Below are 25390 nucleotides of genomic sequence, written 5' to 3'. Positions count from 1 at the left end.
GAACTTTCTGTATATAAAAAATTAGAAAAAAGTGGAAAAAAAATATCTGTAGAAAATCTTAAATATTTAACATCAAAACTTCCAAATAATCTTTACACTGCAAAATATGAACTTGAAAAATTATTAACCTATACTGCAGAAAAAGAAGAGATACAAAAAGAAGATATTGATGCAGTAATTGTAGGAAAGCCTGAAACAAATATATTTGTTTTTCAAAATCAGTTTTTAAATAAAGATATTAAATGTTTGAAAACTTTAAGAATATTAATAGAAAATGGACAACATCCTTTTGAGATACAATCTTTTTTACTTAATCTTTTAAATAAGATACTTATTTTTAAGACTCTAATAAAAAATGAAATTCCTAAATCAGAAGCTTTTGCTAAAATGAAAATAACTTATAAACCACAAATGAAAGTAATAGAAAATGCAGCAATGCTATGGAGTGAAGAAGAGATTATAAAAGCCATAAAAGAACTTTATGAAACAGAAATTTCTCAAAAAATTTATTTTGAAGATATTCAGAAAAATTTAGAAGAGTTTATACTAAAATTATTCCTATGATAGAAGAGAATATAAATCAGCTACGGCCAACATCTTTAAAAGATTATATAGGTCAAGAAGAAGTAAAAAAGCAGATACAGGTTTTTATTGAAGCATGTAGAAAAAGAAATCAACCTCTTGACCATACTTTATTGTCAGGACCACCAGGAGTTGGTAAAACAACATTGGCATCTCTTATAGCTACAGAACTTGGAAGTAATATAACTATTACAACAGGCTCAATTTTAAATAAAAAATCAGATATAGCAGGAATTTTAAGTAGTTTAAATGAAGGAGATATTCTTTTTATAGATGAAATACATAGAATGAATAAAGCAGTTGAAGAGATTTTATATCCTGCAATGGAAGATTTTAAACTGGATATTTTAGTTGGAAAAGGTAAATCTGCAAGAAGTATAAGAATTTCACTTCCAAGATTTACATTAATTGGAGCAACTACAAAAACAGGAATGTTATCATCACCACTTTTATCAAGATTTGGAATAGTGCTACACTTTGATTTTTATGACGAGAAATCTCTTTCTAAAATTGTTAAAAACACAGCAAAAAGACTAAATATAGGTATTACAGAAGAAGCTTGTCTTGAGATAGCAAAAAGAAGTAGAGGAACACCAAGAATAGCAAATAATATTTTAAAAAGAGTTTATGATTATACAGTTGTTCATGGAAAAACTGAAATAGATTTAGATTTAGCTTTACAAGCTTTAAATTTCTTAGGAATAGATGAGTTTGGATTAAATCAGAAAGATATTTTTTATCTTAAAACAATTATTGAAAAATTTGAAAATAAACCAGTAGGTATAAAAACAATATCTTCTGCCATAAATGAAGAGATAGACATTATAGAAGAGATTATAGAGCCTTATCTTATAAGAATTGGATTTTTAAAGAAAACACCAAGAGGAAGGGTTGCTACAGAAAAAGCATTAAAACATTTAGCCATTATATAATATTAGTATGCTTAAAATAATCAACATTAAAAAGTTTTTATATCTTGAGAATATTCAGATAGAGCTTGATAGGGGACTTAATGTATTTACTGGAGAGACTGGAGTTGGAAAATCCTTAATTATAGATGCTATAGAATTTACTCTTGGAAAAAAGTTTAAAGATAACACAGATACTTTTGTAGAGCTTGTTTTTGAAAATATAGAAAATGAGTATTCAGAAGATGGAATGTTAATAATAGCAAGACAGATAAAAAATAATAAAAGTTATTACTTTTTAAATGGCAGAAGAGCTACCCTTTCAACTATAAAAGAAGCAGTAAACAATATTTTAGAAATACATGGCCAACATACACAGCAGATGCTTTTTGACAAAATTTATCCTTTAAAGGTTTTAGATAGTTTTGCAAATATAGAAGATTTAGTAAAAGAGTATCAGAAAATATACAAAAAATATAAATCCTTAGAAAAAGCTGAAAAAGAGCTTTCTCAAAAACAGTCAGATAGACTAAAAGAGATTGATATTATAAATTTTCAGATTGAAGAACTTGAAAAAGCAGAAATACAGGAAGGAGAAAAAGAAAATTTAGAAAAAAGATATGAATATCTTTCAAATATAGAAGATTTAAAAAATGCTACCCAGTTTTCAAAATATACCCTTTTAGAAGAAGAAGGAAGCATTGAAGAAAAATTAAGCAGTGTTATAAAAGAACTTTCAAAATTTGAAGATACAAATGAAAATATAAAAAATGCATATAAACTTTTAGAAGATGCAAAAGAATACATAAAAGAAGCTTATTATAACTTGGATAGTATTGATTTTGATTATTCTGAAGAAGAACTATACCATATAGAAGAAAGATTAAATCTTTTAAATAGGTTAGAACTAAAATATAACACAGATGAAAAAGGTTTAATAACCTTAAAAAAGCAGTTAAAAAAAAGATTAGCAGAGCTAAATAATATTGAGTTTGAAATTCCTAAAATAAAAAAAGAGAAACAGCAAACTTACAAAAAATTAAATGAAATTGCAGAAAAAATATCTAAAATAAGAAAAGAAAAAGCAAAACAGCTTGATAATTTAGTAGAGAATCATCTAAAAGAACTTGCTTTAAAAGATGCAAAATTTATAACCAAGGTAGAAGAAACTGATTTTAATAGTTATGGAAAAGATAAAATTAGTTTTCTATTTTCCGCAAACCAAGGAATAAAGCCTTCACCTATAAATGAAACAGCCTCAGGTGGTGAGCTTTCAAGAGTTTCCCTTGTTTTAAAGCTTGTTTCAAATAAATCAAGTAATACAATAATATTTGATGAAATAGATACAGGAATAGGTGGAAAAACTGCAATTTATATGGCAGATAAAATAAAAAAATTAGCAGATAAATCAAAAGATTATCAGGTAATACTTATCACCCATTTACCGCAAATAGCAGTAGTTGCAGATACCCATTACCTAATAGATAAAAAATCTTTAAATGGAAAAACTATTGCAACTGTTAAAAAAGTAGAAAATGAAGAAAGAGAAAAAGAGATAGCAAGAATGTTAAGCGGAATAATTAATGAAAAGAGTATTCAACATGCAAGAGAGTTATTAAACAGAAAATGAAATATAACTATAAATTAACAATAAGTTATTTAGGAACTAAATACGCAGGGTGGCAAAGACAACCTAACCAACTAACTATACAACAAGTAATTGAAGATAATTTAGAAGTTATTATAAAAGATAAAGTTAGAATTCATGCATCGGGAAGAACAGATGCAGGTGTTCATGCTTATGGACAGGTAGCCCATTTTAAAATAAAAAAATATATTGAGCCTGAAAAAATAAAAAGATATTTAAATGCAACACTACCAAAAGATATAGCTATAAAAGAATGTAAACAAGTACCTTTAAAATTTCATGCAAGATTTAGTGCAAAAGGTAAAAGTTATCTTTATAAAATATATAAACATCCAGACCCATTTTTATATAAAAGAGCTTGGTATATATCTCAAGATTTAGATATTCTAAAAATAAAAGAAGCAGTTGATTTAATAAAAAACTCACCAAATCTGATAGCCTTATCAAAGAAAGGAGAATATCTAAGAGAAGATGTAGATTTAAGAGAGTTTAGTTTTAAATATGATGGATTTTTACTTGAGTTTGAATTATCAGCATCTCATTTTTTAAGATATATGGTAAGAAAAATAATAGGCCATGTAATTCATGTAGGGACAGGAAGGATTGATTTAAACACATTAAAAGAGATAATAGATAGCAAAGACCCTACAAAAGCTTTATTTTTAGCACCACCAGAAGGCCTTTACTTAAAAGAAGTTTATTATCTTCCAGAAGATGAAACTTTATAAAAGTAGATTAGTGAAAAAATACTTTACCTTTTTCTTTATTTAAAAAAATTTTTCAACCAAAAACCCCCTTTTTACCCCACATAGTTCAGATAAAACGAAAAGAACTGATTATGACGAATATAGGCATATTTACTTCTTTTTACCCCACATAGTTCAGATAAAACTCTTATTTTCATCTACTTTCAAGTAGTGTCCTTCATCACAAGCCTTTTTACCCCACATAGTTCAGATAAAACAGATAGTAGAATACGATATCACTATGAACGATGAGTTATCTTTTTACCCCACATAGTTCAGATAAAACGCTTAAATACTGATAAAGAAATATTCTCAAATGTATCTACCTTTTTACCCCACATAGTTCAGATAAAACGCTTAAATACTGATAAAGAAATATTCTCAAATGTATCTACCTTTTTACCCCACATAGTTCAGATAAAACGCTTAAATACTGATAAAGAAATATTCTCAAATGTATCTACCTTTTTACCCCACATAGTTCAGATAAAACGCTTAAATACTGATAAAGAAATATTCTCAAATGTATCTACCTTTTTACCCCACATAGTTCAGATAAAACATTTTAGGCACACTATCATTAGCACTGACAGGCGTACTTTTTAACCCACATAGTTCAGATAAAACTCCATCTACTACTTATCACTTAAGATTTTCTTTAAATCTTTTTAACCCACATAGTTCAGATAAAACCAACCAGTAAACACTATTGAGTTGAGAATATTCAGCTTTTTAACCCACATAGTTCAGATAAAACCTTCCAATCCCCATATAGCTTTATTTCTCCATCTTTATACTTTTTAACCCACATAGTTCAGATAAAACTTCAAGATTGCTAAATAATTCAAGATTTCCGCAAAATTCTTTTTAACCCACATAGTTCAGATAAAACAAAAGTAGCATTTCATTTGGCTCTCCAGTAAATTCTGCTTTTTAACCCACATAGTTCAGATAAAACCTAAAGCCTCTATATCTTGTTTAAGCTCATTATATGCTTTTTAACCCACATAGTTCAGATAAAACGAAGTTAAGAATCAGAAGAGGTGTAAATGAAGAAGGCTTTTTAACCCACATAGTTCAGATAAAACGCAGTAGAAGGTTATGTATCAGGAGAAGATGGAAAAGCCTTTTTAACCCACATAGTTCAGATAAAACCTGCAGGTTTCCCAATAATTTTTTCTATATATCTGACTCTTTTTAACCCACATAGTTCAGATAAAACAGTCAAACTTGCCTTTTTCTGCTAATTTTTGTTTTCTTTTTAACCCACATAGTTCAGATAAAACATAAAAACTCAATGGCTGTGGTGTATAACTATTTATCTTTTTAACCCACATAGTTCAGATAAAACCATAGCTGAATTGCTGCAGAAATATTGCTCAGAACATACTTTTTAACCCACATAGTTCAGATAAAACTATTTATCCAGTTCCATATTAAATCATCATAACCATCTTTTTAACCCACATAGTTCAGATAAAACTGGTGATTATGATTTTGGCGGTTATGTAGACCATATTCTTTTTAACCCACATAGTTCAGATAAAACTCATGTGCAGAAAATTGAAACCAAGTCCATATGATGATCTTTTTAACCCACATAGTTCAGATAAAACGAGCAGAAGATAAGAAAAAGTATATTGAAATTACGACCTTTTTAACCCACATAGTTCAGATAAAACGATCCCACCACTTATCAAAATGTTCACTACATCCTACTTTTTAACCCACATAGTTCAGATAAACCATAATTGTGGCACTCAAAATATAGATATAGATTTAAGTCTTTTTAACCCACATAGTTCAGATAAACCTATATTCCTTCTCAAAACGAAGGGTAATAGAGAAAGAAATCGACTTTTTAACCCACATAGTTCAGATAAACCCAACTTGGGGGTTATAGACCTAGATCAAGAGAGAAGAGCTTTTTAACCCACATAGTTCAGATAAACCTTAACCCAGCATGATGCAACTCCTCATCAAAAAGAACACTTTTTAACCCACATAGTTCAGATAAACCTATTGTTTACTTACCAGTCAAGTTATAATTATGATTACTTTTTAACCCACATAGTTCAGATAAACCGCCATATATCCCTATTCCGCCTGCATTCTTTGAAATTACTTTTTAACCCACATAGTTCAGATAAACCTCAGATGCAAATGGTGTTTTGAATAACTGGATAGCTCACTTTTTAACCCACATAGTTCAGATAAACCGATCCAGTAATTGCCTATCACCCCGAACACGGGGTGACTTTTTAACCCACATAGTTCAGATAAACCATAATTTGCAATATTCTACTGATAATGGCGTAACTCTTTTTAACCCACATAGTTCAGATAAACCGAAAGGAAAAAGAATTTTTAAGAGAGCTAAAAGAACTCGGCTTTTTAACCCACATAGTTCAGATAAACCATCAATATTATATAGATAATCAATAAGCCACTCTTCAGCTTTTTAACCCACATAGTTCAGATAAACCTTGAGTTGTTTGTTTTCTGGATTTGTATTTCTAAACTTTTTAACCCACATAGTTCAGATAAACCGAAAACACTATGTTAAATTAATAAAACCTATTGACAACTTTTTAACCCACATAGTTCAGATAAACCCTCCATTGTTTGCAAGGATTTTAGCTTGTTCAGGACTCTTTTTAACCCACATAGTTCAGATAAACCCCGTTAATTTAAGTTAATAAAAAAAATTGCTCTTGTCAAGTATTTTAACTTTTTCCAGAGGATTTTATAATTTTAAAAAATCCTCGCAAATGATAGTAAGTTGCATCAAACCTCCAGTAATGCAAATATATTTTCTATTATATTCTCGCAAATTATTATAAAAAGCCAACTTACACAGAAATATATTTTCTATTCAAAATGCAACTACATATCAAAATTTGTTATGTATATTTTAAAAAAGTGATAAAAACAAAATCTGAACCAAATGGGACTACCTATTCTATTTCCAAGTAGCCAATCTTTATAGATAAATTAATTATATCATAAAAAATTATACAATAACTTTGTTATAATTTCCTTATGCTAAAGAATATTTAAAAAATTTCAAATTTACATAAATTATTTATTTAATTTCCCAAATGTTGGAGGTTCAATGGTTTACGATACAGAATTTGATGTGGTTGTAATAGGTGGAGGACATGCAGGAATAGAAGCAGCATTAGCATCTGTGAAACTTGGGGTGAAAATTGCACTTATTACCCTTGATAAAGAAAAAATAGGAGTTATGCCTTGTAATCCATCTATTGGTGGCATTGCAAAAGGAATAGTTGTAAGAGAGATAGATGCCTTTGATGGAGAGATGCCAAAAGCAATAGACAAGGTAGGACTTCAATATAAAATGCTTAATACAAGAAAAGGACCAGCAGTTCGCTCACCAAGAGCACAAGCAGACAAAGAAGAATACAGAAAATATATGGTAAATAAAACTCAAAATACAGAAAATTTAACAGTTATAGAAGGAGAAGCAACTGATATTTTCTTAAAAGAAAATCTAAATGAAGTTGAAGGTGTAGAAGTTGATGGAGAATATAAAATAAAAACAAAGTCAGTAGTAATTACTACAGGAACATTTTTAGATGGTTTAATTCATATTGGAGATAAAAAATTTCCTGCAGGTAGAATGGATGAAAAACCTGCAAATAAACTACCTCAGTTTTATAAAAGACATGGTTTTCCTCTTGTTAGATTTAAAACAGGTACACCAGCAAGACTTGATAAAAATACAATTAATTGGTCTGTTTTAGAAGAAGCACCGGGAGATGAAATACCACCTAAATTTTCATTTTGGACAGAGCCAGTAGGTTCTTATTTCTTTAAAAAGGGACAAAAAGATCAAGTACCTTGTTATATTACATATACAAATGAAAAAACCCATGAAATTATTAAAAATAATTTACATAGAACAGCTTTATATGGAGGAGCAATTACAGGAGTAGGCCCAAGATATTGTCCATCAATAGAAGATAAAATAGTAAAATTTGAAGGAAAACCAAGACATACAGTATGGCTTGAGCCAGAAACAAGAGATGGAATAAGCATTTATCCAAACGGACTTTCCACATCTTTACCTGAAGAAATACAATGGGAAATGTACAGATCAATAAAAGGACTTGAAAATGTTGTTTTATTAAAACCAGCTTATGCAATAGAGTATGATGTAGTACCACCTACAGAACTTTATCCAACTTTAGAAACAAAGAAAATAAAAGGCTTATTCCATGCAGGAAACTTTAATGGAACTACAGGTTATGAAGAAGCAGCAGGACAAGGATTAATAGCAGGTATAAATGCAGCATTAAGAGCCTTAGGAAAAGAGCTTTTTTATATTAGAAGAGATGAAAGCTATATAGGCGTTATGATAGATGATCTTACAACAAAAGGAGTTATAGAGCCTTATAGATTATTTACATCAAGATCAGAATATCGCTTATACTTAAGACAAGATAATCCAATTTTAAGACTTTATAAAAGAGCTTATGATATTGGAATACTTTCTGAAGAAAAATATAAATTAGTTAAAGAGATAGAAAAAGAGATAAATGACTGGATTAATTATTATAAAAATGAAAAAATCAAAATAGATGATAAAACTATATCAGTTTTTAGCTATTTACAAAGACCAGAAGTAAATATAGAAACTTTAAAAGAAAAAGGAATAAAAACACCAGAAAAAGATTATGTAATAGAAGAAGTAGAAATAAATGCAAAATATGAAGGATATTTTGAAAAAGAAAGAAGATTAAATGAAAAAATGAGACATCTTGAAAGTATAAAAATACCAAAAGATATAGATTATTCCAAAATTGCAGGACTTACAAAAGAAGTAGTCCAAAAACTTGAAAAAGCAAGACCTATTACCCTTGGACATGCGGCAAGACTTGAAGGAATTACACCAGCAGCAATAACAGCAATAATGATATATCTTAAAAAAATTAAAGAGGAAAAAAGTGGACAAGCTTGATTTAACTTTATGGGGACTTTTAATATTAATATTTTCAATATTTTTTTATTTTACATATAGATTTTATAAAAAAAGAGGTTAAAATTTGATAGTAAAAGAAGGAGATACAGTATATCTAAGGTCTAAAAAAAATAAATTTTTCATAAAAGTAGAAAAAGATAAAATATTTTCCACCCACAAAGGAAATATAGATTTAAACCAGCTTATTGGTAAAAAATATGGGGAAATTATTGAAACCCATAAAGGAGAGCAGTTTTTAATTTTAAAACCTTCACTTTTTGAGATTATACTGTATGGAATAAAAAGAAATACACAGATTATTTATCCTAAGGATTCAGCATTTATCACTTTAAAACTTGGAATTACAGATGGAATGAAAGTTTTAGAAAGTGGAATAGGAAGTGCAGGGCTTACAATAGTTATGGCAAACGCAGTTAAACCAAATGGTAAGATTTACTCATTTGAAAAAGAAGAAAAATATATACAGCAAGCTTATAAAAATCTTCAGCTTGCAAATTTAGAAAAATATGTAGAAATACAACATAAATCCTTAGAAGAACCTTTACCTGAAAACTTTTTTGATGCAGGATTTATAGATGTTAGAGAGCCTTGGCTATATATTAAAAATATAAAAAATTCATTAAAAAATGGAGCAAACGTAGGATTCTTAGTACCAACAACAAATCAAGTTTCAAAAGTATTAGAAAGCTTGCAAGAAGAAAACTTTTTAGATATAGAAGTAGTAGAACTACTTGAAAGACATTATAAACCTGTTCCAGATAGATTAAGGCCAGAAGATAGAATGGTAGCCCATACAGGATATTTAATCTTTGCAAAAAAGGGTATATAAAAATGGAAATTAAAGGAAAAAATGTATTAATTACAGGTAGTGCAAAAAGAATTGGAAAATATTTAGCTTTATCCTTAGCAAAAGAAGGAGCTAATATTATTATCCATTATAATTATTCAGAAAAAGAAGCAGAAGATGTTGTAAATCAGATAAAAGATTTAGATGTAAAAGTAGAAAAAATAAAAGCAAATTTAGAAGATGAAAAACAAGTAATTAGTCTTGCAGAAGAATCATTAAATATTTTTGGCAAAATAGATATATTAATTAATAATGCATCAATATATTATCCAACACAACTAAATGAAAACATTAGCAAAATATCTGAAGAAATGGATAGATTTTATAAAGTTCATATAAAAGCACCTTTAATTCTTTCTACAATCTTAGGAAAGCATATGTTTAAAAAAAAAGAAGGAAGAATTATAAATATTGGTGATTACTCACCTTTAAGACCTTATAGAAATTTTACACCTTATACAATATCAAAAGGAGGACTTTTAACTTTAACAAAATCATTGGCCAAGGAATTTGCACCTTATGTTTTAGTAAATGCAATACTACCAGGACCAATTATTCCACCTCCAGATTTAGAAGATAAAGAAACACCTTTAAAGAAAACATTATTAAAAAAATGGGGTGGTGAAAAAGAGATACTAAAAGCGGTAAAATATTTAATAGAAACAGATTTTACAACTGGAGCTTTTATTCCAGTAGAAGGTGGAAGACTTTTATGTTAGATTTTGTGAAATTTTTAGGTACTGCAGGTGGTAGGACTGTAGTTTTTAGACAGCTTAGACATTCTGGTGGAATATGGATTAGATTAAATAACATAAATATTATGGTTGATCCGGGACCAGGAAGCTTAATTCGTATCTATGAAAACAATCTTGAACCAAAAGATATAGATATATTTGTTATATCCCATAGACATTTAGATCATGTTGCAGATATAAACTCAGTCTTAGAAGCGGCAACAGAAAGCACAAAAAATAAAAAAGATCTTCTTATTGCACCTGAAGATGCCATAGATGGAGATGATCCAGTAATATTAAAATATTTAAAAAAAGGAATTAAAAAATTTGTATATACAAAAGAAAATATAGAAGTTGATTATAAAGGGGTAAAAGTAAAATCTCATATAAAGCATATCCATAGAGGTGCAGAAGTTTACGGGCTTTCTTTTGAAACAGAAAATAAAAAGATAGTTTATGTTCCCTGTGGAAAGTTTTATGAAAAAATGCTTACAGGCTATCCTGAAAATGCAGATTTAATGATTATAAATACAACATTTGTAAAACCAAAGCCAAATGTAGATCATATGTCAGCAGAAGGTGTAAAACAACTTTTAAAAGCATTAAAGCCTAAAAAAGCAGTAATTACTCATTATAGTGTAGATATGCTTAAAGCAAATCCAAAAGCAGTTGCAAAAAATATAGAAGAAGAAACAGGCATACCAGTAATAGCCGCAGAAGACAGAATGAAGATTAAGATATAATAGTTAAGTTTAAAATTATCCATAGGAGAAGTTCTATTGGGAAGATTAAGATTTTTAAATGCTGGAGAATCTCATGGGCCAGCTCTTACTGCAATAATTGAAGGAATACCATCAAATTTAAAAATATCATCTGATTATATAAATAAAGAACTTGCAAGAAGACAAAAAGGATACGGTCGTGGTGGCCGTATGAAAATAGAAAAAGATAAAGTAAAAATACTTTCAGGAGTAAGATTTGGATATACTCTTGGAAGTCCAATTACATTAATGGTAGAAAACAAAGATTGGGAAAACTGGACAGATATAATGGCTATTGAAGGTGAGCCTGTTGATAAAAGACAGATAACAAATCCAAGGCCTGGACATGCTGATTTAGTTGGTGGTATAAAATATGGATTTGAAGACTTAAGAAATGTTCTTGAAAGAGCATCTGCAAGAGAAACAACAACAAGAGTAGCTGTTGGTGCAGTATGTAAACAATTACTTGAAGATATTGGAATAAAAATAGGAAGTTATGTAGTTTCTATTGGAAACCTTTCTATTAGAGAAAAATTAGAAAATATTCCATTAGAGAAAAGGGCAGAAGTAGCAGAAAAATCTGAAGTTAGAATACCTATACCTGAAGAAGATGAAAAATTTAAGCAATTAATAGATGAAGCTAAAAAAGAAGGAGAAAGCTTAGGGGGAATATTTGAAGTTTTTGCTACAGGTGTTCCTATTGGACTTGGTTCTCATGTTCAATGGGATAGAAGACTTGATGGAAGAATTGCTCAAGCAATGATGAGTATTCAAGCAATGAAAGCAGTTGAAATAGGAGAAGGCTTTGGACTATCTCAAAAATTTGGCTCACAAGCTCATGATGAGATATTCTGGGATAAAGAAAAAGGCTTTTATCATAAAACAAATAGAGCAGGTGGCATAGAAGGTGGTATTACCAATGGAGAGCCAATTATAGTAAGAGTAGGAATGAAACCAATACCAACCTTAATGAGAAAAAAATCATTACAATCAGTAGATATAAAAACAAAACAGCCTTTTGATGCGGCAAAAGAAAGATCAGATGTTACTGCTGTACCAGCAGCAGCAGTTGTAGGAGAAGCTATGCTTGCAATTGTTTTAGCTGATGCAATTCTTGAAAAATTTGGCAATGATAACTGGATTCAAATAAAACAAAGAATGGAAAATTATAAAAAATATGTAAAAGAATATCCATAAGAGAGTTTTTTGGATATTCAGTTTTAGAGTTGATTAATCTGAATGATAAATCAAAGATTTATTTTGTAATTTTTAATTCTAATTTAGAGTAAATTTATAACTTTGAAAGCATCTTTTAAGTTTCATTAAAAACGATAAACTACTCTTTAACTAAATATCCGATGCTTAGTTATTAGACATTCCTAATAAATCTTTTAAATGTCTTTTTGTAGCTAAAGCTCTAATCTTTTTTAAAGCTTTTATCTCTATCTGTCTTACTCTTTCCCTTGATATACCAAGTATTTGTCCTATCTCTCTTAAAGTTTTTGGTTCTTCTCCTGTAAGCCCAAATCTTTGTTCAATAATAAATCTTTCTCTATCTGTTAAAAATTTTAATAATTTTTCTACTTCTCTTTTAATTTCTTCTTCTAAAATATCTTTTTCTATATCTTTTGTACTATGCTTTGATAAAAAATCAATAAATAATGTTCCTTCATCAGTGTCAACAGGTGTATCTAATGAAACTGAATGTCTTTTAATTAAAAGGAAATTTTTTATTGTTTCTTCATCTACTTTTATATTTTCTTTTTCTAACTCTTTTTTTATATCTTCATAAGTTGGTTCTCTTCCTAAATAATCTTTTAAATTAAGATAAACATTATCTATCTTCATTGATAAATTTGATGTTTTTTGAGGTATCCTGATTGTATCTTTTTGGGTTTGTATTGTTTGGAAGATTGATTGTTTAATCCACCATACTGCATATGATATAAATCTAACTCCTCTATCTGGATCAAATCTTTTTGCTGCTTCTATAAGTCCTATATTACCTGCTGATATTAACTCTTGAAATGGAACTCCATATCCAACATAATTTTTAGCAATATTAACAACAAATCTAAGATTAGATTTAACTAATTTATTTATAGCTTCTTTATCTCCTTTTTTAGCTTTTTTAGACAGCTTTTTTTCTTCTTCTGGAGATAAAAGTGGAATATCAGATATTCTTTTTAAATAATATGAAACCCCTTCTTCATACTGAAATTTTTTCATACTTTTCCCCTTTTAAGATTTTTCTTCATTCTTAATTTGTTCTTCTATTTTAATTGGTAAAGTTAGCTGTTTTTTATCCCTCAAAACAGTAATCTTTATTTGGCTGTTTATTTTTAATCTTTGTATAAAAAATGAAAGCTGTTGAGGAGATTTTACCGGTTTTCCATTTATACTTAAAATAATATCACCAACTTCTAATCCATATTTTTCTGCAGGAGAGTTTTTAAATACTTTTATTACAACTACTCCATTTTTTATATTTAGTCTTTTTTTTGCTTTATTTGATATGGGTTGAACTAAAACCCCAAGCCAACCTCTTCTTACTTTACCATATTTTAGTATTTCGTTATAAATATCTAAAACTGTATTTATAGGTATAGCAAAACCTATACCTTGACCTGTATCTACAATAGCTATATTCATTCCTACTACTTTTCCATTTATATCAAATAAAGGACCTCCAGAATTTCCTGGATTTATTGCTGCATCTGTTTGTATATAATCTTCATAAGGAGATAATCCTAAATTTCTATGGAGGGCAGATATTATTCCAAATGTAAATGTATGTCCTAAATTATAAGGACTTCCTGCAGATAAAACAAAATAACCTTCCTTTAATTTTGATATATCTCCTATTTTTACAGGTTTTACATTATTTAAATCCTTATTTACCTTAACTTTTAATACTGCTATATCGCTTTTATCATCATAACCTACAACTTCTGCCTTTTTTTCTATATTATTAAAAAATTTAACTTTTATTTTTTTTGATTTTCCTATTACATGATAATTAGTAAGTATATATATATAATCTTTATCCTTTTTTATTACAAAGCCAGAACCAAGAGATTCATTTTCTAAAGGTTTTAGTTCATTTTTACTAAAAGAAAATATAGTAATAAGAGAAGGTTTGTTTTTTTCTATTACAAAATGTATTTTTTCCTGAATTTGAACAATAGGAGCAGGCTTTTTTTTCTCTATTTTCTTTTCTTCTTTTTTTTCACAGCTGATTAGAATAAAAATTAAAGTTATAATAAATAAAGAAACAGATTTTCGCATATACTGCTCCTGTTTAAATGTATATAAATTATATCATTACAAGGGTAGAAAAATGGAAAAATTTGAACTTCTAAAAAAAGATTTTATAGAAAGTTTATCAAAAGAAAAGAAACAGTTTTTAAAAGATTTAACTTTTTATTCCAAATGTTTAAGAGATTTTTTACTGAGACATGAAGAATACCTTGATTATTTTTACGAAAATCTTGATTTAGATCTCTTAGGTAGAGAAAAATTAATAAAAGAAGCAACAAAGCTACTTGATATATCATCTGAAAATGAGTTTATTACTAATCTAACTATTTTTAAAATGAAACATTTTGGGAGAATTGTATCAAAGGATATTTATAATAAACATACCTTACCTGAACTTATGAAAGAATATTCTTATGTTGCAGATGCTACTTTAGAAATTGCTTTTCAAAGAAGTTGGCAGATAGCAGAAAAAAAATATGGAAAACCATTAGATAATGAAAAAAATCCTGTTTATGCATCAGTTATAGCTCTTGGAAAGCTTGGTGGTCTTGAACTTAATTATTATTCAGATATAGATTTAATGTATATATATGATAATGAAGGAAAAACAGAAAAAGGATTTACAAATAAAGAGTTTTTTAGTTTTTTATTTTCAAAATTAAATCAGTTTTTAACAAAAAGAAATATTGAAGGTCAAACTTGGATAATTGATCTTGATTTAAGGCCAAATGGTAAAAGTGGGTTTATAGCATATTCTTTACCAGCTTTAGAAACATATTACTGGACTGTAGGTAGAGTTTGGGAAAGGCATATGCTTATAAAAGCAAGACATAGTGCAGGAAATAAAAACACAACTGAAGAGTTCTTAAAGATAGTTAAACCTTTTGTTTACAAAAGTTTTACTTCAAAAGATGAGATAAAAGAGATAATAGAAATGAAAAAATTAATAGAAAAAGATGCATTAAGTGTAAATAAAGATGAGTTTGATTTAAAAAAAGGTGATGGAGGAATTAGGGAAGTAGAGTTTACAGCTCAAATTCTTCAGCTTATTTATGCAGGGAAAGATAAATATCTTCAAGAAAGAAGTACATATAAAACAATACAAAAATTAAAAGAAAGAGGAATACTAACTGAAGAAGATGCAGATATTTTAACAAGTGCATATCTATTTTATAGAAAACTTGAGCATATTATTCAGATAGAAAACTGTCAACAAACTCAAAAATTTAAATATAAAAATGCAGATATATATGCAAAAAAATTAAATTTAAAAGATGGTAATGAGCTTTTAGAAAAGTTAAATGACTATAGAGAAAAAGTAAAGAAAATTTTTAATTCTTTACAATTAGAAGATACAAAAGAACTTAGTCCTCTTCAAAAATATATATTCACAAAACATAATGAAGATGAAGCTTTAAATTATTTAGCTTCAATAGGTTTTAAAGATCCAAAATGGGCTTTAAGTAGGATTAAAGAGATATTTTTTAGTAAAGATTTTATTCTGTTAAGTGAAGATTTTAAAGAAGCTTTATTTAACTTTTTACCTGAACTTGAAAAACAGCTTAAAGAGTATGAATACAAAACAGATTTTTTAAAGAATCTTACAAATATGCTTATTGAAGGTAAAATGCTACCAATCTTTGCATCTGCAATCTTGCAAAATAAAAAACTGGTTGAGTTTATACTGAATATAGCTAAGGTATCAGATTATATATCAAATCTTATGGCAAAAGACCCAGAGCTTTTAGATTTTGCTTTTGGAGTTGAAGATATACTAAAAACTAAACAAGATTTTGAAAAAGAGCTTGAACTTATAAAATCAGATAACTTTTTAGAAAAATTAAATAAACTAAAAAATATAGTACAAGTTTTAGCATCTTTAAGATATATTTCTCAAATACATTTAGATAATGCAGAAGAAAGACTTTTAGAACTTAATCAAATTTTAACAAATCTTGCAGATTTTATAATTGAAAAGATTTATAAGCATGAAACAAAAGAAAATATACCGATTGTAATTTATGGGCTTGGAAAACTTGGAAGTAAAGAAATGAATATAGGTTCTGATTTAGATTTAATATTTTCATTTTCAGATATAAATGCAAAACAAAAATATGAAAAAATACCTGTTAATATAATTAAATCTTTAACAAAATATACAAGAATGGGAATTTTATATCAGATAGATTTAAGACTTAGGCCTTATGGAAAATCAGGGGAACTTTCTCCAACTATAAATTATTACGAAAAATATTTTAAAAATGAAGCTCGTTCGTGGGAAAGGCTTGCTTGGACTAAAGCAAGATTTATCACTGGTGATATATCTTTAAAAGAGAAGATGGAAAAATTAATAGAAGATTTCTTATTTTCTAAAACCGTAGATAATAACTTTATATATGATATTTATGAAATGAGAATGAGACTTGAAGGAATTTCAAATGAAAAATCAGATGAGATAGATATAAAACTTGGATATGGTGGGATTGTAGATTTAGAATTTTTAGCACAGTTAAAAGCTTTAAAAGAAAAGATAAGAATTAGATCTACTTTTAAGATTATAAAAGATTATTATCCAGAAATGATTGACAAATATATTTTCCTTAGAGAAGTAGAAACAAGACTTAGAATGATAAAAGCAACAGGTATTTCAAGAATTGGAAAAAATTCTCCATATATTTATAGACTTGCAAAATCTTTTAATTTAGATGAAGAAAAACTTTGGAAAAAAATATTAGAAACAAGAAAAGATATTAGAAGATTTTTCTTAAAAAATGTAAAAGAAAAAGTTTAAAAATTAAGTAATGAGCCTCTTTAAGAGGCTCATCATATACGTTTATTTTATTGTTTAATAATATTTTTAGCAGTATTAACTACATTTTCAACTGTAAATCCAAATTTTTCCATTAAAACACTACCTGGTGCAGAAGCTCCAAAACTTTCCATTCCAATTATTTCTGCATTTTCACTAACAATATCTTTCCAACCTGTTTTTATTCCAGCTTCTACTACAACTTTTGGAATATCTTTTGGTATAACTTTTTCTTGATATTCTTTTGGTTGCTCAAAGAATAATTCCCAAGATGGCATTGAAACAACACTTGCTTTTATACCTTCTTTTTCAAGCTCTTTTGATGCTTCTATACAAAGATAAACTTCAGAACCTGTTCCTATTAAAACAACATCTGGATTTTCTTTCTCTATTAAATAATATGCACCTTTTTCTACACCTTCTTCTATTGGAAACTGCTTTTTATCTAAAACAGGTACATTTTGTCTTGTTAAAACAAGCATTACAGGTTTATTTCTTTTTAATGCTATCTTCCAAGCTTCTACAGTTTCATTAGCATCTGCAGGCCTAATTACAGTCATATTTGGCATGACTCTAAAAGACATTAGATGTTCTATAGGTTGATGAGTTGGTCCATCTTCACCAACTCCAATGCTATCATGGGTAAATACAAAAATAGAAGGTATATCCATAAGAGCCGCCATTCTTAAAGATGCTCTCATATAATCACTAAATACAAAAAATGTAGCTCCAAACGCAATTAATCCTCCATGTAATACTATTCCATTTACAGCAGCTCCCATAGCATGTTCTCTAATACCAAAATGTATATTTCTACCTTCTGGAGAAGAGCAGTAAAAATCGCCTTTTCCTTTTAATACAACTTTATTAGAAGATGCTAAATCAGCAGAACCACCAATTAAATTAGGAAGTCTATCTGCAAAAACATTTAATACTTCTCCTGACGCAGAACGGGTAGCCACTGCTTTACCTGCTTCAAATTCTGGTAAATCTTTGAATATATCCTTAGGCAACTCTCTATTTATCCATTGTTTAAACTGTTTTGCAAGCTCTGGATATTTTTTCTCATATTCATTAAATAACTTATTCCATTCATCTTCAAGCTGTTTTCCTTTATCTATAGCTTTTCTAAAATGATTTAAAGCCTCTTCAGGTATATAAAATGTTTTATCTTCTGGAAATCCAAGATTTCTTTTAGTGATTTTAGCTTCTTCTTCTGATAGCGGTGCTCCATGAACTGCAGGATTATCTTGTTTTGGAGAATGCCATCCTATATGAGTTTTTATCCTAATTAAAGATGGCTTTTCTTTTTCATCTTGAGCAGCTTTTATAGCTCCATAAATAGCTTCTAAATCTTCTCCATTTGGTACTGTAATTACATGCCATCCATGAGCTTTGAATCTAAGTTCTATATCTTCTTTCCAAGCAATATCAGTAGGACCATCTATTGTAATATGGTTATCATCATATATATATATTAACTTTCCAAGTTTTAGTCTTCCTGCTAAAGCAGCTGCTTCAGAAGATATTCCTTCCATTAAATCGCCATCAGATACAAGAGCATAAGTATAATGATCTACTATATTAAAACCTTCTCTATTAAAGTAATTAGCCATAAAACATTCAGCTATAGCCATTCCTACACCAGTAGCAAAACCTTGACCTAATGGGCCTGTTGTAACTTCTACTCCCGGTGTATGTCCATATTCAGGATGCCCTGGTGTTTTACTATCCCATTGTCTAAATTTTTTAAGCTCTTCTAAAGGAAGATCGTAACCATATAAATGTAAAAGTGAGTATAAAAGAGCAGATGCATGACCAGCAGAAAGAATAAATCTATCCCTGTTAAACCACTTTGGATTTTTAGGATTATGTTTTAAAAACTTATCCCATAAAACATAAGCTATAGGTGCCGCTCCAAGAGGCATTCCTGGATGTCCTGATTTTGCAGTTTGAACCTGATCAAGAGATAATACTCTTATAGTATTAATATAAAGCCATTCATTTTTTTCACTCAATTAAAAACCTCTAAATATAATTAATCAATACTTATTATTTTATCATTATCTATTTATAGAAATTTATGATTTTTTAAGTTGATTGTGGGAGAATTAAATTATTTCAGGTTTTTTTTAGTTTTTTATAAAGTTTTGGTGTATGTTTTCTTGTAATATTTAGGATAAATTCATAGACTCCAACTTCTTTGATTTCATTTTTAAATTTTTGAAGTATTCCATCAACTTTTTTATTAACTTTTTAACCCACATAGTTCAGATAAAACTATTAAAGGCTGAGGTTGTAGGTAAAGCTTCTCAAACTTTTTAACCCACATAGTTCAGATAAAACGATTTAATCCATAATCAATAACATTCTTTCCAAGTTCTACTTTTTAACCCACATAGTTCAGATAAAACAGAGAGATATATAGATATAGAGATACCTGATATAGCTTTTTAACCCACATAGTTCAGATAAAACATAGCATGATCGGCAATTGAAACTGCTGCAAGACTAACTTTTTAACCCACATAGTTCAGATAAAACTGGTGCAATTTTAGAATTCCAAGCATTAGGTAATGCAGCTTTTTAACCCACATAGTTCAGATAAAACTGGTGCAATTTTAGAATTCCAAGCATTAGGTAATGCAGCTTTTTAACCCACATAGTTCAGATAAAACTGGTGCAATTTTAGAATTCCAAGCATTAGGTAATGCAGCTTTTTAACCCACATAGTTCAGATAAAACTAGCAAGGATAAGGTAGGCAAAAAACAAAGGCAGGAACACTTTTTAACCCACATAGTTCAGATAAAACAAAAGAAATAGAAAGTGAAATAGTCTTTTCGGTTGACAACTTTTTAACCCACATAGTTCAGATAAAACAATTGTTGACTTGAAACATGCTGCAAATAATGAACTTGCTTTTTAACCCACATAGTTCAGATAAAACAGGCATAATTCCATAAACAACTTTGTTTTGTGTAAATACCTTTTTAACCCACATAGTTCAGATAAAACGAAGCTATAGACAAAGTCACAATAGATGACTTAGAAGTCTTTTTAACCCACATAGTTCAGATAAAACGAGCTACATTCCCACCCTACAGTAGTGTTTTTCTCTGATAACTTTTTAACCCACATAGTTCAGATAAAACATACCCGAGCGAAAAAGAAATAATAGAAATTTTAGGCTTTTTAACCCACATAGTTCAGATAAAACACCATTTTGCTTTTCTTTCTCTGAAAATGCACTTGCGTCTTTTTAACCCACATAGTTCAGATAAAACAAAATACAAGAGCCTTCTCTCCAGTTAATTTTATCTTTTTAACCCACATAGTTCAGATAAAACTAGGCAGCTTTCTTTAGATTGTCCTCACTCATAGAACCTTTTTAACCCACATAGTTCAGATAAAACGTAATTATTTATTCAGAGAAAGGATTAAAAAACATTACAGCTTTTTAACCCACATAGTTCAGATAAAACAATGTGGCGTGATTCATTTAAAGAAGCAGTTAAAAACCTTTTTAACCCACATAGTTCAGATAAAACCTATGTAGACATTAATATCGTGAAAAAAAAATTTCCTTTTTAACCCACATAGTTCAGATAAAACAGTTTTTGACCCGATGACAAAGCGATACTTAACTAACTTTTTAACCCACATAGTTCAGATAAAACGAAAACACTATGTTAAATTGATAAAACCTATTGACAACTTTTTAACCCACATAGTTCAGATAAAACAACAAAATCAAATTACTATTCTTCTTTAGATGATTTACTTTTTAACCCACATAGTTCAGATAAAACAAACCTGTAATTATTCACTAATCAATCTAATAAGGTCTTTTTAACCCACATAGTTCAGATAAAACAATTTTTTCATTATCTTACTGATTATCTCATAAGAGCTTTTTAACCCACATAGTTCAGATAAAACAATTTTTTCATTATCTTACTGATTATCTCATAAGAGCTTTTTAACCCACATAGTTCAGATAAAACTTCTTCTAATGTATAGATCTCTTTTTTTTCTTTTTGTTCTTTTTAACCCACATAGTTCAGATAAAACAGAGAAGACGCCAACGCCGTCTTTAAACACATCTGGCTTTTTAACCCACATAGTTCAGATAAAACAGCCCTTATGTTAGATTTATCAACAGAGTTTGCTATCTTTTTAACCCACATAGTTCAGATAAAACCTGTTGCAGAGTATTTACCAACTGCTTTTTGTTTCTTTTTAACCCACATAGTTCAGATAAAACATACCAAATTCCACCCCCGAAATTTAATGGCTAAAAAAACTTTTTAACCCACATAGTTCAGATAAAACACACAGTCGAAATGCTCAAAAAATATTGCCTTAAATATACTTTTTAACCCACATAGTTCAGATAAAACCCGTTAATTTAAGTTAATAAAAAAAATTGCTCTTGTCAAGTATTTTAGCTTTTTTCAGAGGATTTTAAAATTTTAAAAAATCCTCGCAAATTATAGTAATTTGCATCAAACCTCCAGTAATGCAAATATATTTTCTATTATATTCTCGCAAATTATTATAAAAAGCCAGCTTACACAAAAATATATTTTCTATTCAAAATGCAACTACATATCAAAATTTGTTATGTAGTTTTATAAAAATTTAGAAAAAAATAAAATCTGAACTAAATGGGACTACTTATTCTATTTCCAAGTAGCCATATTTTATATTTAAATTGATTATATCATAAATTTAAAATTTTTTAATCCTTTTAATTACAACTTTATAACTTTTATTCTCAAAGCATTTAAAACTACAGTAATAGAACTTAAAGACATTGCTATTGATGCAAAAATAGGTCTTAATAAAAGCCCATTTATTGGATATAATATACCTGCTGCAATTGGTATTCCTATAATATTATAAACATAAGCCCAAAATAGATTTTGTTTTATAGTAGTTTTTCCAATTTTAGAAAGTTTTATAAATTTTATTACTGCTTTTAAACTATCTGAAAGAAGTATTACATCTCCTGACTCTTTTGCAAGCTGGCTACCTTTACCACCTATAGCAATACCTATATCTGCTTCAGATAAAGAAGGAGCATCATTTATGCCATCTCCTACAAATATAACTTTTTCTCCTTTTTCTTGCAAGCTTTTTACTATTTTTAGCTTATATTCTGGTAATACATTAGAAAATACATTTTCTATTCCAACTATTTTAGCTACATTTTTTGCAGTTTTTTCATTATCTCCTGTAAGCATATAAACTTTATATCCATTTTCTTTAAGCCATTTTATAACTTCTTTTGCTTCTTCTCTTATCTCATCTTCAAGGGATATATAACCTAAAACTTTATCATTAGTAGCTAAAAATATAACTGTTCTTCCTTTTTCTATCTCTTTATTTAGTATTTTTTTATAATTTTCAGAAAGATTTATATTATTTTCTTCAAGTAAAGATAGATTTCCAAGATAGATAGGTTTATTTTGCCAGTAAGCTTTTATACCTTTTCCAACTATGTACTCTATATTTTCTATTTTTAGATCATTTTCAGATTTTAATCCTTCAACAATAGCTTTAGATATTGGATGATTTGTTTTTAAAGAAAGATTATAAGCTAAATCTTTATATTCAGGGTTTTCAAATTTAAAATTGACTACCTTTAAAGATGCTTTTGTTAATGTTCCTGTTTTATCAAAAATTACTGATTTTACTTTATCAATTATTTCTAAAACTTCTGGATTTTTGATTAAAACTCCTTCTTTTGCTGCTCTACCAACTACTGAAACAACTGCTATAGGTGTTGCAAGGCCAAGAGCACAAGGACAAGCAATAATTAAAACTGATACTGCAGGAATTAAGGAAACAGTTATATTCTCTGTAAAAAAATACCATATATCAAATGTAAAAATAGCAATTATTAAGATAGATGGCACAAAATATGAAACTATTTTATCTGCAAGTTTTGCTATTTTAGGTTTTTTAGATTGGGCTTCAAGTATTAATTTTATTATATGATTAATTGTATTATCAGCTCCAGAAGTTATAGCTTTTATTTTACAATAACCATTTTTTACTATACTTCCACTTATTACATTTTCATTTTCAGATTTAAAAACAGGAAGACTTTCTCCAGTTATCGCAGACTGATCTAATTCGCAGCCACCTTCTATAATAATTCCATCTACAGCTACTTTATCTCCAGCTTTTAGTACTACAATATCGCCTTTAACAATATTTTCTGCAGGAATTTCTATTTCTTTTCCATCAACAAGTATAGTAGCTTTTTCTGGTTTTAGTTTTAATAAACTTTTCATAAAAGATGTTGCTTTATTTCGTGCTTTCGTTTCAAGGTATCTACCAATTAAAATAAAGGTTATAATTGCTGCTGCACTTTCAAAATATGTATTTTTAGCTTTAGGAATCAAATCTGGGAAAAATAAAACAATTACCGAATAAAAATATGCAGCAGAGGTACCAATAGCAACAAGAAGATTCATATCTGCTATTTTTCTTTTTAATGCATATATAGATGTTTTATAAAATTCCCAGCCAATATAAAACTGAACAATAGAAGTAAGAATAAAGATAATACACTGGTTTAAATTACCTAAGAGATGAGTAAAATGTAAAAAAATTATTATAGAGGTTAAAAAAGTAGATAAAATTACTTTATTTCTTAATCTTTTTTCAGTTAACTGCTTTTTTTTTCAATATCTTCTAAATCTTCAGATGCTGAGTATCCAAGTTCTTTTATTTTTGATATTATTTGCTCTTTTGATATTTTAGCGGGATTATATTTAAATAATCCCTTAGAAGTTGCAAAATTTACTTTTGCTTCTATTATACCTTCTGTGTTTTTTAATGTTCCTTCTATACCTGCTGCACAGCCTGCACAATGCATTCCAGAGATATTAAGTTCTATAATCTCTTTATTCCCAATATTTTCTTCTATAAAGCTATTCTCAATCTCTTCTTTTTTCTTTTTCCCACCAAAGAAAAACCAAGCTATTCCTAAAACAAAAGGCAAAGATGAAAATATTACTAAATATTTATCCAACCTATGAACCTCAATATATATTAGCTTAAAATAATATATAACTGTTCATTGTTAAATTAAAGTTTTTAATTTAATGTGATTTTTCGTTATTTTCTGAAGGATATTCACCACCTTTATGTAAAAAGTAGATTGAGAGAGATATAGCTAAAATTCCAACTGCTAAAAATAGTAAAGTTTTTATATTTTCATAATGAAAATCTATTGCAAATTTAAAGAATGTAACTGTTAAAACCATAACAATTACTTTAGCAAGTTTATCTTTTAATTGATCCAATGTATGAACAACTAAAATTTTTGAAGCTCTATTATTGGTTTCGGCAGCATCTATTTTACTAATGAAAAGTTCATAAAGCCCAAGGCCAAAAATTAATAAAACAGTAGCAATAAGATAAACATCAACTGCACTTACTATATGTTTTACTGCTTCTTTATGAAATCCTTCAAAATGTTCTAAAGAAGAAAATGCATGAAAAGAATCTTTTAATACAATTATTATGTCATAAGTTCCTACTAAGACTAAAATAAAAGCCCCAATAATACTTGCTATTACAGCAAGAAATATCATAAATCTACTTTCCCAAAGTATTCTTTCTACTACTTGTTCTATTATTTTTCTCATTTTGTATCTATACCTCTATATTTTGTTTTTCTAATAAATATTTCATTGCATTTGCAACTTTTTGTATTTCCCATTGGGCGTGTGGATCAGTTCTTTTAGTTATAAAATCTTTTATCCAGCTTAATGTGCCAGATACTACTATTGTTGTTTTTCTACCATGAGGAAGTATAAATCTTGCATCTTCTCTTTTTATTTTACAGTTATAAACTGCATAATCATAAATAATCTCTGTAAGTTGGTCTATATATCTAAATAAATTTTGTATACTTTTATTTTCTTCAGAGCTTAAAAATTTTTCAACCCTTTTAGCTATTTTTTCTTTTAAAGAGTCTTTAGTATCAGTATTTTTAATATATTCAGATATTTCTTTTACTATATCTTTTATAATTTTTAATATTTTATCATTTTCTATTTGACAATTACT

At 28.2% G+C, this 25390-nt stretch carries 17 protein-coding genes and 2 CRISPR repeat arrays; of the genes, 10 read left to right on the top strand and 7 right to left on the bottom strand.

Going from position 1 to position 25390, the window contains the following annotated elements:
* The 9 genes from holA to aroC all read left to right on the top strand — a co-directional run.
* The coding region (gene holA / locus CLV39_RS08550; RefSeq protein ID WP_342769292.1) for a DNA polymerase III subunit delta at window positions 1-564 on the top strand (564 nt) is incomplete at its 5' end.
* Window positions 561-1514 carry a Holliday junction branch migration DNA helicase RuvB gene (gene ruvB / locus CLV39_RS00080; RefSeq protein WP_121922206.1) on the top strand — a complete coding sequence of 318 codons (954 nt, stop codon included), beginning with the start codon at window positions 561-563 and terminating at the stop codon, window positions 1512-1514. The genes holA and ruvB, both read left to right, overlap by 4 nt.
* A gap of 7 nt (window positions 1515-1521) precedes the next feature.
* A complete protein-coding gene (gene recN / locus CLV39_RS00075) occupies window positions 1522-3120 on the top strand; it encodes a DNA repair protein RecN (RefSeq protein ID WP_121922205.1) in 1599 nt (532 codons plus the stop codon).
* Window positions 3117-3866 carry a tRNA pseudouridine(38-40) synthase TruA gene (truA, locus tag CLV39_RS00070; protein WP_121922204.1) on the top strand — a complete coding sequence of 250 codons (750 nt, stop codon included), beginning with the start codon at window positions 3117-3119 and terminating at the stop codon, window positions 3864-3866. The genes recN and truA overlap by 4 nt, the downstream gene beginning before the upstream one ends.
* A 67-nt stretch (window positions 3867-3933) precedes the next feature.
* Window positions 3934-6566: direct repeats of the CRISPR family, unit length 29 nt; unit sequence CTTTTTAACCCACATAGTTCAGATAAAAC.
* 433 nt (window positions 6567-6999) lie between these two features.
* A complete protein-coding gene (mnmG, locus tag CLV39_RS00065) occupies window positions 7000-8868 on the top strand; it encodes a tRNA uridine-5-carboxymethylaminomethyl(34) synthesis enzyme MnmG (protein WP_121922203.1) in 1869 nt (622 codons plus the stop codon).
* A gap of 85 nt (window positions 8869-8953) precedes the next feature.
* Window positions 8954-9718, top strand: a complete 765-nt coding sequence (locus tag CLV39_RS00060) for a tRNA (adenine-N1)-methyltransferase (protein ID WP_245960257.1) — start codon at window positions 8954-8956, stop codon at window positions 9716-9718.
* Between the two features lie 2 nt (window positions 9719-9720).
* Entirely contained in the window at window positions 9721-10455 is a 735-nt protein-coding gene (locus tag CLV39_RS00055; protein WP_121922202.1) for an SDR family NAD(P)-dependent oxidoreductase, read from the top strand.
* Window positions 10449-11213 (top strand): MBL fold metallo-hydrolase, encoded by a 765-nt coding sequence (locus CLV39_RS00050; protein ID WP_121922201.1) that lies wholly within the window; start codon window positions 10449-10451, stop codon window positions 11211-11213. The genes CLV39_RS00055 and CLV39_RS00050 overlap by 7 nt, the downstream gene beginning before the upstream one ends.
* 36 nt (window positions 11214-11249) lie before the next feature.
* Window positions 11250-12428: a chorismate synthase gene (gene aroC, locus CLV39_RS00045; RefSeq protein ID WP_121922200.1), complete on the top strand. Its 1179-nt coding sequence runs from the start codon at window positions 11250-11252 to the stop codon at window positions 12426-12428.
* Window positions 12429-12593: 165 nt separating this feature from the next.
* On the opposite strand, the gene CLV39_RS00040 is transcribed toward aroC, so the two are convergent.
* Together CLV39_RS00040 and CLV39_RS00035 are read right to left on the bottom strand one after the other, a co-directional pair.
* A complete protein-coding gene (locus CLV39_RS00040; protein WP_121922199.1) occupies window positions 12594-13460 on the bottom strand; it encodes a sigma-70 family RNA polymerase sigma factor in 867 nt (288 codons plus the stop codon).
* A gap of 12 nt (window positions 13461-13472) precedes the next feature.
* On the bottom strand, window positions 13473-14519 hold the full coding sequence (locus CLV39_RS00035) for a S1C family serine protease (protein WP_121922198.1): 1047 nt from the start codon (window positions 14517-14519) through the stop codon (window positions 13473-13475).
* 52 nt (window positions 14520-14571) lie between these two features.
* On the opposite strand from CLV39_RS00035, the gene CLV39_RS00030 reads away from it, so the two are divergent.
* Complete coding sequence (locus CLV39_RS00030) at window positions 14572-17283, top strand: [protein-PII] uridylyltransferase family protein (RefSeq protein WP_121922197.1); 2712 nt, start codon at window positions 14572-14574, stop codon at window positions 17281-17283.
* A gap of 47 nt (window positions 17284-17330) precedes the next feature.
* On the opposite strand, the gene tkt is transcribed toward CLV39_RS00030, so the two are convergent.
* The 5 genes from tkt to CLV39_RS00005 form a co-directional block, all read right to left on the bottom strand.
* A complete protein-coding gene (gene tkt / locus CLV39_RS00025; protein ID WP_121922196.1) occupies window positions 17331-19319 on the bottom strand; it encodes a transketolase in 1989 nt (662 codons plus the stop codon).
* Between the two features lie 234 nt (window positions 19320-19553).
* A CRISPR array of direct repeats spans window positions 19554-21702; the repeat unit is 29 nt; unit sequence CTTTTTAACCCACATAGTTCAGATAAAAC.
* Between the two features lie 354 nt (window positions 21703-22056).
* Entirely contained in the window at window positions 22057-23844 is a 1788-nt protein-coding gene (locus CLV39_RS00020) for a heavy metal translocating P-type ATPase (protein ID WP_281271949.1), read from the bottom strand.
* A 137-nt stretch (window positions 23845-23981) separates the two neighbouring features.
* Window positions 23982-24347, bottom strand: a complete 366-nt coding sequence (locus CLV39_RS00015; RefSeq protein ID WP_121922194.1) for a cation transporter — start codon at window positions 24345-24347, stop codon at window positions 23982-23984.
* A gap of 70 nt (window positions 24348-24417) precedes the next feature.
* The gene (locus tag CLV39_RS00010) at window positions 24418-24966 is read right to left on the bottom strand and encodes a YqhA family protein (RefSeq protein WP_121922193.1); all 549 of its coding nucleotides are present in this window, start codon (window positions 24964-24966) and stop codon (window positions 24418-24420) included.
* A 7-nt stretch (window positions 24967-24973) separates the two neighbouring features.
* On the bottom strand, window positions 24974-25390 hold a 417-nt coding region (locus CLV39_RS00005), incomplete at its 5' end, for an FAD-dependent thymidylate synthase (RefSeq protein WP_147435387.1).

Origin of the sequence: Hydrogenothermus marinus (assembly GCF_003688665.1) — a bacterium.
Taxonomy (GTDB): domain Bacteria; phylum Aquificota; class Aquificia; order Aquificales; family Hydrogenothermaceae; genus Hydrogenothermus; species Hydrogenothermus marinus.
This window is presented reverse-complemented; position numbering and strand designations above follow the sequence as displayed.